At 34.3% G+C, this 12,269-nt stretch carries 10 protein-coding genes; all 10 read left to right on the forward strand.

The window, feature by feature from the left end; all coding sequences use genetic code 11:
• Positions 1–23 precede the first annotated feature (23 nt).
• Positions 24–377, forward strand: a complete 354-nt coding sequence (locus AC075L_RS19665) for a TnpV protein (RefSeq protein ID WP_119251033.1) — start codon at positions 24–26, stop codon at positions 375–377.
• A gap of 157 nt (positions 378–534) precedes the next feature.
• On the forward strand, positions 535–1,584 hold the full coding sequence (locus tag AC075L_RS19670) for a PDDEXK nuclease domain-containing protein (protein WP_025578043.1): 1,050 nt from the start codon (positions 535–537) through the stop codon (positions 1,582–1,584).
• A 259-nt stretch (positions 1,585–1,843) separates the two neighbouring features.
• Complete coding sequence (locus AC075L_RS19675) at positions 1,844–3,103, forward strand: ABC transporter substrate-binding protein (protein ID WP_226824984.1); 1,260 nt, start codon at positions 1,844–1,846, stop codon at positions 3,101–3,103.
• An 87-nt stretch (positions 3,104–3,190) separates the two neighbouring features.
• Positions 3,191–4,075, forward strand: coding sequence for a carbohydrate ABC transporter permease (locus AC075L_RS19680; protein WP_128866383.1), 885 nt, complete (start codon positions 3,191–3,193; stop codon positions 4,073–4,075).
• Between the two features lies 1 nt (position 4,076).
• The gene (locus AC075L_RS19685) at positions 4,077–4,907 is read left to right on the forward strand and encodes a carbohydrate ABC transporter permease (RefSeq protein ID WP_022380411.1); all 831 of its coding nucleotides are present in this window, start codon (positions 4,077–4,079) and stop codon (positions 4,905–4,907) included.
• Between the two features lie 20 nt (positions 4,908–4,927).
• Positions 4,928–5,776: an MBL fold metallo-hydrolase gene (locus AC075L_RS19690; protein WP_119242096.1), complete on the forward strand. Its 849-nt coding sequence runs from the start codon at positions 4,928–4,930 to the stop codon at positions 5,774–5,776.
• A gap of 76 nt (positions 5,777–5,852) precedes the next feature.
• A complete protein-coding gene (locus tag AC075L_RS19695; RefSeq protein WP_128866382.1) occupies positions 5,853–7,628 on the forward strand; it encodes a sensor histidine kinase in 1,776 nt (591 codons plus the stop codon).
• Positions 7,606–9,180: a response regulator gene (locus AC075L_RS19700; protein ID WP_173684815.1), complete on the forward strand. Its 1,575-nt coding sequence runs from the start codon at positions 7,606–7,608 to the stop codon at positions 9,178–9,180. The genes AC075L_RS19695 and AC075L_RS19700 overlap by 23 nt, the downstream gene beginning before the upstream one ends.
• Before the next feature lie 372 nt (positions 9,181–9,552).
• Positions 9,553–10,884, forward strand: coding sequence for an ATP-binding protein (locus AC075L_RS19705; RefSeq protein WP_287642854.1), 1,332 nt, complete (start codon positions 9,553–9,555; stop codon positions 10,882–10,884).
• A 180-nt stretch (positions 10,885–11,064) separates the two neighbouring features.
• On the forward strand, positions 11,065–12,269 hold a 1,205-nt coding region (locus AC075L_RS19710; RefSeq protein ID WP_055200272.1), incomplete at its 3' end, for an ATP-binding protein.

Below are 12,269 nucleotides of genomic sequence, written 5' to 3' on the forward strand. Positions count from 1 at the left end.
GCAAGTAGCGAAGTGGATTGCGAATGTCCGCTGTTATAACTTATACAAATGTAAATGGATACCTGATTCCTAATCTCACCTATAAATCCGGTGAGCAGATGGAGCAACTTGGAAAGTATGGTTTTCTTCGAAGAGATTATCTGAAGAATCATCGAAACTCAACGTATCAGGTGATACTTTTGCAGGATACGATTGGCGAGCATCTGCTGGAAGTGGATAAGGCTGCCAGAGAACGGGAAGAAATTATTCTGAAACAGTTGGAAGAAAAAGATCCATTGCCGGATAAGGAGAAAAATCAGATGGCATGGGTAAGAGCTGCCAATCAGCACAGAGCGATTGCAGAAGAGATTATTCTCAAGGAATTGATTTATGTTTAAATGAATGTGATGAGGTCGTGGAATGCGACCTCATTGTTGTATGAGAATATAAAATTGCAGTAGGCAGAACGAGAAAAATAGGGTAATATAACAATAACCTGTTGGTGCGATTTTGAAATGCCAAGTTGGCATTTCAAATTATAGAAGGGAATCAATAATGAAAAAAGAGATAATAGTAGCAAATAATATTGATAACATTTACGATGAAATAAATGCATTGATCAGAGAAAAGAAAACGGATGTAAAGAAAGTTGTGAACGATGCCATTATCTCACTTAACTGGGGAATTGGAAAAAGACTTAGTGCGGAGTTCACCGGAGATAATAAGCCTGAGTATGGAAAAAAAGTTGTTGCAGAAGTCAGTAAACGTTTGGAACAGGAGTATGGTTCTGGATTTGATAAAACATCAATTTCGAGAATGATTAAATTTTATCAGGAATTTCCTGACTTCGAAAAAGTTGCGACATTGTCGCAACAATTGACCTGGTCACATTTTGTAGAGATTTTGCCAATAAATGACGAGTTAAAGAGAGACTTTTATGCTGCAATGTGTATGCAAGAGAACTGGTCAGTGAGGACATTGCGTGAAAGAAAAAAATCTATGCTTTATGAACGCACTGCAATATCGAAGAAACCAGAAGAAACAATAAAAAATGAGATTGCCGAATTACGGGATGATGGAAAAATGAGTCTGGATCTTTTTTACAGAGATCCATACATGCTTGATTTTCTTGGTTTACGTGATACTTATAGTGAAAAAGATTTGGAAAATGCCATTCTTGCGGAATTAGAAAAATTTATTTTGGAAATGGGATCGGATTTTGCGTTTTTGGCAAGGCAGAAGCATTTTGTGCTGGATGGTAAAGATTACTATATGGATTTATTGTTTTATCACAGAGGTTTGAAAAGGCTGGTTCTTGTTGAGTTAAAGCTTGGAGAATTTGAACCGCAAGATAAAGGACAAGTCGAACTGTATTTGCGATGGTTGGAAAAAAATGAAAGAGTAGAAGGTGAAGAAAGTCCGGTTGCTCTTATATTATGTGCAGAAAAATCGCAGGAAACCATAGAATTAATGCAATTGGATCATGGAAACATCCACGTGGGACAGTATATGACTAAAATGCCTCCAAAAGAACTTTTAGAACAGAAGTTATCACTTGCTATTGCAAATGCAAGAGAGCTATTGGAACAGAGGAAAGAAGAATAAAGGTTTTCAATTTAATAATGAAATGCAAGATAGGCGTGAGTCATAAAAATATGACTTGCGTCTTTTTCTTTTTGCAGAAAGGCGTGAGACATAAAAATATGGCTTGCGTCTTTTTCTGTTTGGAAAGGTAAAAAAATGTATATGTTTTGTCATAATTTGACGTATGGAAAAAGAAAGCAGGGGTTGTTATTATATTGTTAACAAAAGAAGTACTTCTAAAATAACAAAAGGACAAAGCAGGTAAAAGAAAGGAGTTTTTATGAGGAAAAAGATGATTAGCCTGATGATGACAGTCGCTATGGGGACAGTCATGATTAGTGGAGCAACAGTTGTAAAAGCGGATTCAGACGAAAAAGAAACCGTTAAATTAGCGGTGTGGTCTTCTGGAGCAGCAGATAATTTTCAGAAAGGTGCAGATGAATTTAATAAGCGCCAGGATAAAATTAATTTTGTAGTTGAAATGCAATCAGGAGATTATAGCCAATATCTTGGAGCAAAGGTGGCATCTAATGATCTTCCGGATATGTTTTTCCTGAATCCATATGCACAGGTGCAGCAGTTTGCAGCAACAGACAGAATTGTGGATTTGAGCGAGGAAGAATTTGCAACAAAGATTTATGATTCTGTAAAAGATGCATGCAGCTATGATGGAAAAATTTATGCGTATCCAATGGCTCAGGAAATGCTGGGAGTTTATTATAATCAGGAGTTATTTGAAAAGGCCGGAATTACAGAAGTACCGAAAACATTCTCACAAATGAAAGAAGTATGTGAAAAACTTCAGGCAAGTGGTATTACACCATTTGCAGCCACCTATAAAGATGCATGGACATTGAATCATTTATTTAGCTGTCTGCAGGGAGCTGCAGTTGGAGACTATGAGTCATGGGTTGCAGATATGAATGCAGGAAAAGGAAGTTTCAGGAATGATAATTCTTCACTTGAATTTGAGTTTATGGATATGATGAAAGAAAATTCCGGTGGAAATTATATGGATGCAGATTCCACATCAGGCTTTAATGCATTTGCATCAGGTGAAGCTGCTATGATTGTGACCGGAGAATTTTCTCTTCTGAATGCACAAAGTATTAATCCGGATTTACAGGTTGGTCTATTTGGAGTACCACTTACAGAAAATGAGGAAGATGCAAAACTTGATGTAGATGTAGGAATTTGTATTGCAGTAAATCAGAATACGCCACATTTGGATGCAGTGCGTGAGGTTTTGAATTATCTGAGCGATAACACAGATGAAAACGGATGGATGCATTATAGTGCTGATTCAATGGGCGCAGCACCACCTGCAATGGATTTTACAATGTCAACAGAATATCAGTATTTCGATGATTATAAGAATTATATGTCAAATAACCAGATAAGACCATGGGTATACTCACAGCTTGAGTCCGGCGCTGGTGATATGATTGGGCCGGTAATTCAGGGATATTTTGCCGGAACAACGGATATGGATACTACTTTAGATCAGTTAGATTCGAAATTTTCAGAGCTTCTTGAGTAAAGTAAAATCGGGAAAGGTATAAGTGGTAACAGAAGCTTCTGCAGAAATATTGCAGAAGCTTTTGTTATCAGAAAGGAAGATAATTTTATGTTGGATTGTTGTAAAAAAAATAAATGGTTTTATTTTGGTCTTACGATTCCGTCGATGTTATTATACGTTCTTGCACTTGCAGGTCCATTACTTTTAGGAACACTTCCGGCATCTTTTTATAATTGGAATTTAATAAAAGGAAATAAAGATTTTGTCGGTCTGGGAAATTACACTAAGCTTCTTGGAGACGAGACATTCATTCATTCTGTGGTATTTACTTTAATTCTGGCGGTAATATCAATTTTAATGTCAAATCTGATTGGCTTTGTAATAGCATATTTTTTAGATTCAAATGTACGGTGTAAAGGCGTAATACGTTCTTTATTTTTTATTCCTAATATTATCAGTGGTGTAATGGTTTCTTTTGTATGGTCTTTTATTTTTACAGGAGCCATTCCAAATCTGGCCAAAATTTTGCACGTAGATGTATTGGCTAATATCAGCTGGTTTGGAAATGCAGGTACTGCGGCTTTTACAGTTATTTTAGTAACAACATGGCAGTCTACCGGTTTTCTTATGATGTTATACATTACAGGATTGCAGACAATACAAAAAGATGTGTTGGAAGCAGCTGTTCTGGATGGATGTACAGGAATTAAGAAAATTATTTATATCCAATTGCCATTGTTAATGCCGACAATTACAATTAATCTCTTTGTATCAATTGCAGGAGCTTTCAAAGCATTTGACATTCCGTTATCACTGACTGGTGGAGGTCCGGCAAATAGTACACAGACAATTGCACTGAATATATATAATGATGCATTTGGTTCGTTTAAAATGGGATATGGCTCTGCAAAATCTATAATATTGTTTTTACTGGTAGGTATTATTGCATTGATTCAGCTTAAGATTACTAGAAAAAGGGAGGTACAGATGTAAAGTGGAAAAAGAAGGAATGAATAAAACAGTAGTTTTAAAAAGTATTTTGTGGCTGTGCCTTGGAATTATCTTTATACTTCCGGTTTTTCTTATTATCATGAATGCATTTAAACCAAATAATGATATATTAACCTCGTTTATCTCATTTCCAAAAAGTTTATATCTGGAAAATTTTTCTGAAGCAATGCGGATTATGAACTTTTGGACAGTATTTCGCAATACGCTGTTTGTGACGGTATGCACTGTCATAGTTGCCAGTGCCGTGTCTTTTATGAGTGCATATGGAATTTCACATCTTCCTCAAAAGACAGGTGACAAATTATACACATTGTTTGTAGTAGGACAGATTATTCCGTTTCATGCAGTTATGATTGCAATTTCTATGTTATCTACAAAACTGGGACTGACTAATACGCATTTAGGACTGATTATATTTTATAGTGGGTTTTATACATCGTTTGGTGTTATGACATATGTTGGTTTTCTGAAGAGTGTGCCAAGAGAGTTGGAAGAGGCTGCTGCAATTGACGGTGCGGGACCTTTCAGAACAATGGTGCAGATTATTTTGCCACTGGTAAAATCCACAACAGTGACAATTGGCATTTTGTTTTTCCTTTGGACATGGAATGATCTGTTACTTCCGAGTATTATGATCAGCGATGTGAACCTTCGTACAATTACAGTTAATTTATATATGTTTAAATCTTCTACTAATGCTCAATGGAATCTTTTGATTGCAGGATTAGTTGTAAGTATGATACCAATTATAATTATTTATATTGTAGGACAAAAACATATTACAAGCGGTTTAACAGCGGGTGCAGTAAAATAAAAAAGACAGGAGAAGTAAAGATGAGTACATTTTATGAAGATAATATGAACATAAAAAAGATAAATGGTTTTACACTTCAGCAGGTATCAAGGGATGTATGGGCAATTGATGAGTTTGGTATAGATATTATGTATTTGATTATTGGAACGGAAAGAGCCTTATTGATTGATACTGGCATTGGAATAGGAAATATACGGTCAGTAGTAGAAACAATGACTCATCTGCCTTATGATGTAGTAAATACGCATCATCATTATGACCATGTGGGTGGAAATGGGCGCTTTTCAATGGTTTATGCACATAAAAAAGCAATTCCGGTTATTCAGGAACAGAATAATCTGCAGTCACGTAAGGAATTTTTCCGTTCACAGGAAGCCCGTCCAGAATACAATTATGAAGCAAGCCTGGAATTTGATGCATCAATTATAGGTGACTTTGAGATGAAAGGAATAGAAGAAGGATTTGTTTTCCATCTTGGAAATAGAGATTTGGAGGTTTTGGATACACCAGGACATACTAAAGATGGAATTTGTTTATTAGACAGAAAATACAGATTACTATTTTCCGGAGATACTGTTGTAAGTACGCCAGTATTGATGTTTGATACGTTTTCTGATACAATGAGTACATATCTGGAATCATTGAAAAAATTAGCTCAATTAAGAAATTCATATGAACTTATTTTTCCGGGTCATTATCTTCGACCAATCGGAAGCATCTATATAGATGACCAGATTGCCTGTATTCAGGAAATATTAGAAAAGCATTTGCTTGGAGAAAAAGAAGAGTGTGGTATGACAAAGAGCGAAGTGTATTTTTACCAAAAGGCTTTAGCTTCTGTGTTATATACAGAAGATAGAATCTGCTGAATCAATCTCCGGTATAGACGCATGATATATGCGCTATACCGGGGATTCCTGTTTGTAAGAGAGGTACTAAAAAGAGATGAAGGAAAAAAAAGGACGATTATATAAGTTTTATGGAAAATTAACGATTCGAAATAAATTACTTATTTCCTGTCTCCCATTTGTTGTTTTAGGATATTTTTTAATTTTTTATAGTACTACAGTTATTATGTTTGATCAGATGAAGCAGATGGTATATGATCAGACAGAACAAAATGTTATGGAAAAAAAGAAACTGGTTAATACATTATTAGATAATTATAATCAGGCTACCATAAAATTTTTATATTATACAGATGAAGTGCAGGAATATTTAAATACCCGTCAAAGTGTATTAAGTGTTGAAGAGCAGGAAAAACTGACTGATATGATTTCTTATCAGATAGGATCTCTTATTACAAATAATCAGGATGCGTTAATGAATGTGTGTATTTATAATAAGTTTAACGAATTATATATTAATAATGCAATTTATTATAATACAATAGAACAGACAAATGATTTTGCAGAAATACTGAAAGAAGTAGCAGAAGAAAAACATGGAAAGCCGGTGCTTCGTATAAATCCCGTGAGGAAAAATATGATTACTTTTGCAAGAAATATCTACGTTCCCCAAATAGAAAAAAGTGATGAAAAAATCGGATTTCTGATGATGGATATTGACAAAACGGGTATGGAAAAAATCATACAGACAGGAGAGGATAGAGATGTGAACGCTATTCTCATATTGGATTCAGAAAATAATATTCTGGTTAATGGTTCAAATTTATCTGATGATAAATGTAAAACCATTTTGAAAGAACCATCCGAAAATTATAAAATTATCAGATATAATCTTCAATATGATGGGTGTAGTCTTGTAGGAATTTTGGATAAAAATCTGCTTTTTAAGAGTGTATATAAAATTTTCTTCAAAGAGATGGTGATGATTTTGGCTGCAATTTCAATTATTGCAATTGCATTATTCATAACGGCGGCTAAAATTGCAGAACAGATTCAGAAATTTATTGTAAAATTACGTCAGACTACAGAGATAAATTCCAATGCGTATGTTGAGGTTGATTCCAATGATGAATTTAGAGAACTGGCAAATGTTTATAATGCGATGTTGGAAAGAATTGACTTGCTGATTCAGCAGGTATATAAACAGCAGTTGTTAATGAAAGATGCCCAGATTGAATCTCTTCAGGCTCAGATTAACCCACACTTTCTATATAATACATTAGACTGTATTAATAGTCTTGCTGATATGGGTAAGACTACGGAAGTTAAAAAGACGGTAACATCTCTTGGAAGCATTATGAGAATGTCTATTAAAGGGGCACAGTTTTTAAAGATTGAAGAAGAATTAAAGTATGTAAATCAATATTTGTATATTCAGAAAATGCGCTTTCAGGAACATATTATCTGTCTGGTAGAAATACCGGAACAATTATATGAATATTACATTCCGAAGCTGATGATACAGCCGCTTTTGGAAAATGCAATTGTCCATGGGGTTTCAGAATTGAAAGAAACAGGAATGATAGCAGTAACCGGGAAGGAAACGGAAGATGCAATTTATATTACTGTAAAAGATAATGGAAATGGGATGCCGGAAACTATTATCAGACAGCTGGAAGAAATAAGAGAAAATGGAATACTGAAAGAGAAGGAACACATTGGTATCTTTAATATTCAGCAAAGACTTTTGCTACTGTATGGAAAAGAATATGGTTTGACTGTGGAACATGTAAAGCCATCTGGGACAGCAGTAACCATCTGTATTCCCAAAACAAAGGGGGAAAAAGGATATGAAAGTGGTAATTATAGATGATGAACCATTGATATCAGACAAATTAAAAAGGATCATGGAAACGGGACTACGGGGTATGCATACGGTTTGTGCTTTTACAGATGCACAGACGGCATTGGATTATATTGAACAGGAAAAACCTGGGGTTATTTTGACAGATATTCGTATGCCGGGCATCACTGGAATCGATCTGGCAAAGCAGATCAATCAAATGGATTATGGAGCAAAAATTGTTTTTCTGACTGGATATGCAGAGTTTGAATATGCCAGATATGGAATAGAGTATAAAGTTTTTGACTATCTTTTAAAGCCCGTAGATGAACAGGAAGCAATCAAGTGCTTAAATCGAGCGATTAGTGCATTTCATGCAGAACAAAAACATACGGAAATGTATCAGATTTTCCAGGATTATTTTGTTAAAAATCAGGAGCTGATCAGACAACAATTTGTGGAAAAACTCTTTTTTCAACCTGTAATTTTTTCAGAAAAACAGATGGAACTGCAAAAGCAGAAGCTGCGGATTGTAATAAACGGATATAGAGTGGTGGCTGTTACATATGACAGGAATCGTATGCCTTTGGAAGAAGAGAGCTATTACAGTTATATAATCCATGAATTTTTTCTGAAAAAATTTAAAGAGATACTGGCACTGGAACATGGTGGTATCTTTTATATGATCTGGCCAACAGAAGAAAAGACACTGTGGAAATTCTGCAGTAAATTAGAGCTGATCAGAAGAGAACTGGCCCAGTTGCAGCCACTGGATTGTATGATAGCTGTCAGCCATTATTCTGAAAATCTGTCTGATATTCAACAGATGAAAAAGGAAGTGTTGAAATGTCTGGAATACGGAAAAGATACGGGATGTACGCAGCTGCTTTCATATCAGGATTTACCGATGGAATATAAGGAAAATGACTTTTTCGATGTTACAGAAGCAATTACAGAACTGATCAGATATCTTCGATCCGGTAATAAGAAAAAAATATTCGAACAGATGCAGAAGATTATTAATGAGACAGAGAAAGAGACAGAAAAATATTTTAACAATATCATGGAGTTGATAGGTGCCAATATATTTTTATTTCTTTCAGGAATTCCATTGGATAAGGAAAGCAAAGATAAGATTACGGAATCATTTGAGCAACAGATTCATGTACAATCGGAAAGAAAGATAAAAGCAGACTATATGAAATATTGGCTGGAGTATATTGCAGATAATATTCAAAGTATGCATAATAATGATCAGAATCAGCTAATCCAGCAAATTTATAAATATCTGAATGATAATTTTTCACAACCAATCGGTCTGACAAATGTTTCAGAACATGTAAACAGAAATCCCTCGTATATCAGTCGTTTTATCAAACAGGCTACCGGAAGAAAATTTTCTGAAATTCTTGCAGAACTGCGCTTGGAGGAGGCAAAAAAATTATTACGTTCTTCTAATTTAAAGATTACTCAGATAGCAGAGCAGGTAGGATATCCCAATCTACAATATTTTACCCGGGTTTTTACTGGACAGATGAATATGACACCGGCAGAATATCGGAAAATTACAACTTATTTTTAAGTATTACTATGTTGCAACTTTGTATAGTATTTTATAAGTATAAGGATAGTCGACTTTATAATGACGATTTTGCAACGCTATATACAAATAAATGTAAAGGCAAATGCAGCCTCTATATCTGTAAGCAGGAAAAAAGAGATATAGGGGTTGCATTTATTTTTTTATTGAATCAAATAAGCACTTTGCGTGATTGCGAAAAGCAATGAGCCGTGAGTGGGGACTTAACGTATAGAAATAAAGGTAGTTAAGAAAAGTAGTTTACGTTTTTGTATAAAAACGTGAAAATATTATAAATAAAAGCTCATAAAACGTGAATAATAGATTGACAAAAGCTCATAAAACGTGATAATCTTGAAAAAAGGAGGAGGTTTTATGTATTTAAAAAGAAAGATAGATGAGTACCTGCTGGAGTGGAAAAAAAATGAAGAAAGACTTCCGTTAATTATAAAAGGTGCAAGGCAGATTGGAAAAACGGAATCTATTAATCATTTTGCAGAACAAAATTACAGTAATATTGTGAGTATTAATTTTGTTCTGGAACCTAAATATAAAACAATATTAAGTGACGGATATGCTGTTGAAGATATTATAAAAAATATTTCTATGATAGATACATCAAAAAAATTTATAGCAGGTGACACTGTGATTATTTTTGATGAATTACAGGAGTTTCCGGATATTGCAACTGCTCTGAAGTCATTCAGGATAGATGGAAGATTTGATGTCATATGCAGTGGTTCTTTGCTTGGAATCAATTACAGAAAAATTCATAGTAACAGTGTGGGATATAAAACAGATTATGAAATGTTTTCGATGGATTTTGAAGAATTTCTGTGGGCAAAAGGATACTCAGAGAAGCACATTGAAGATATCCTGAAACATATGCAGACAGGAACTCCATTTTCAGAAACCGAATTATCAGTCTATAAAAAATTGTTTTTGGAATATTGTGTACTTGGCGGTATGCCTGCAGTAGTAAAAGTATATATTGAAAAGAATCTTTTTACAGATACTCTGGAAATCCAGAGACAGATCCAGATGGATTATGAAGAGGATATCAGAAAATACGCTGAAGGTCTGGATCAGACTAAAATTGTAAGTGTCTATCGGAATGTACCTGTACAGCTTGCAAAAGAAAATAAAAAATTTCAATTAAGTAAAATAGACAAAAAAGCCAGAAGTCGAGAATATATGGGATGTATAACCTGGCTCGAAGATGCAGGTGTGATTTCTGTATGTTATTGTCTACAGTATCCGGAGCTTCCATTAAAGGGAAACTATGATGACTCAAAATTCAAAATCTATTATCCAGATACAGGATTGTTGATTGCTTCATTAGATGAGGAAGCACAAGAAGATCTTCGGGCGAATAAAAATCTTGGAGTATACAAAGGTGCTTTATATGAAAATTTTGTAGCAGAGGCGTTTGTGAAACAGGGGCTTGGACTATATTACTATAAAAAAGAAAATGCTACCTTGGAAGAAGATTTTTTTGTAAGAACAAAGGATGAGCTGGTTCCGGTAGAAGTGAAGGCGAACAGGAACCGATCTAAGTCATTGAGGCAATTGATATCCGGTGATTCTTATGGAGATATTCACTGGGGAATAAAACTTGCAGACAGTAATGTTGGAATAGAAGATGGGATTTACACATTCCCATATTTCTGTACGTTCTTATTAAAACGATATCTCAGGGGAAAATGATAGCTATGTGGAGGAGAATAATACAGTAAAAAAATATTGATTCACGCAGAAACAGATAGTAAGTTGACTCTTGCTCCGATAAAAATACAAAAATAAATAGTTTTTGGATTATAATCCAAAAACTATTGATTTTTATATCACTTTTGGAATATAATTAGTAAAAAAGAAGGGAGCATTATTATGATTATAGAAAGAAAAGAATATTTAGAAAAACTGATAGCCTGGAAAGATAAGCAGTTGATTAAAATTGTTACAGGTGTACGACGTTGTGGAAAATCTATGCTTCTGGAAATTTATCGCAATTATTTAAAAGAGCATGGGATTGAGGAAGAACAGATTATTTCTATTAATTTTGAAGATCTTGATTATGAAGAACTGACAGATTACAGGAAATTATATAAATATTTAAAGGAACGTCTGATTGATGGAAAAATGACATATATTTTCCTTGATGAAATTCAGAATGTAACAGATTTTCCGAAAGTGCTGGACAGTCTTTATATTAAAAAAAACATAGATATTTATGTGACTGGTTCCAATGCATATATGTTGTCCAGTGAGATTGCAACTATGATTTCAGGAAGATATATTCAGATTGAAATGTTGCCGTTGTCTTTTAAGGAATATATGGAGAGCACTGGCAGTATGAATGACAGAGGAATCAAATATGCTGAGTATTTGCAGAATAGTTCATTTCCGTTTACACTGGAATTAAAAAATCAGCCAGATGAGATCAGAGATTATCTGGAAGGAATCTATAATACGATTGTTGTAAAGGATATTATAAACAGGAAAAAAATCACAGATACTATGATGCTTAAGAGTGTCTTAAGATTTGTGTTTGATAATATAGGAAATCCATTGTCATCAAAAAAAATTGCAGATACGATGACTTCAGAAGGGCGAAAAATTGATACAAAAACGGTGGAAAAATATCTGGAGGCTTTTAGCGAGAGCTATATTATATATCAGGCAAAACGTTATAATATAAAGGGAAAACAATATTTAAAAACTCTTGAAAAATATTATATAGTTGATATTGGAATGAGGTATATGCTTTTAGGTTCGAGGCAGGCAGATGCAGGACATGTTCTGGAAAATATAGTCTATCTGGAATTGTTACGTCGAGGATATGATGTGTATGTTGGAAAAATCAATTCATATGAAGTGGATTTTGTGGCACAGAATAAAAAGGGAACGGTATATTTCCAGGTGGCACTGACTGTACGAGATGAAAATACACTTTTGAGAGAATTAAGACCATTACAGGCGATACGAGATCATTATCCAAAGATTATCTTAACAATGGATGAAGAACCAGAAGAACAATATGAGGGAATTCGACGTATTAATGCCAGAGACTGGTTATTGGGGATTGTAGACTG

It is taken from the genome of Blautia sp. ZXY-1-B12, assembly GCF_056339915.1.

Bases quoted from the DNA above. Each gene is read 5' to 3' on its own strand.
- AC075L_RS19665 (WP_119251033.1), top strand. From the start codon at position 24: ATGTCCGCTGTTATAACTTATACAAATGTAAATGGATACCTGATTCCT.
- AC075L_RS19670 (WP_025578043.1), top strand. From the start codon at position 535: ATGAAAAAAGAGATAATAGTAGCAAATAATATTGATAACATTTACGAT.
- AC075L_RS19675 (WP_226824984.1), top strand. From the start codon at position 1,844: ATGAGGAAAAAGATGATTAGCCTGATGATGACAGTCGCTATGGGGACA.
- AC075L_RS19680 (WP_128866383.1), top strand. From the start codon at position 3,191: ATGTTGGATTGTTGTAAAAAAAATAAATGGTTTTATTTTGGTCTTACG.
- AC075L_RS19690 (WP_119242096.1), top strand. From the start codon at position 4,928: ATGAGTACATTTTATGAAGATAATATGAACATAAAAAAGATAAATGGT.
- AC075L_RS19695 (WP_128866382.1), top strand. From the start codon at position 5,853: ATGAAGGAAAAAAAAGGACGATTATATAAGTTTTATGGAAAATTAACG.
- AC075L_RS19700 (WP_173684815.1), top strand. From the start codon at position 7,606: ATGAAAGTGGTAATTATAGATGATGAACCATTGATATCAGACAAATTA.
- AC075L_RS19705 (WP_287642854.1), top strand. From the start codon at position 9,553: ATGTATTTAAAAAGAAAGATAGATGAGTACCTGCTGGAGTGGAAAAAA.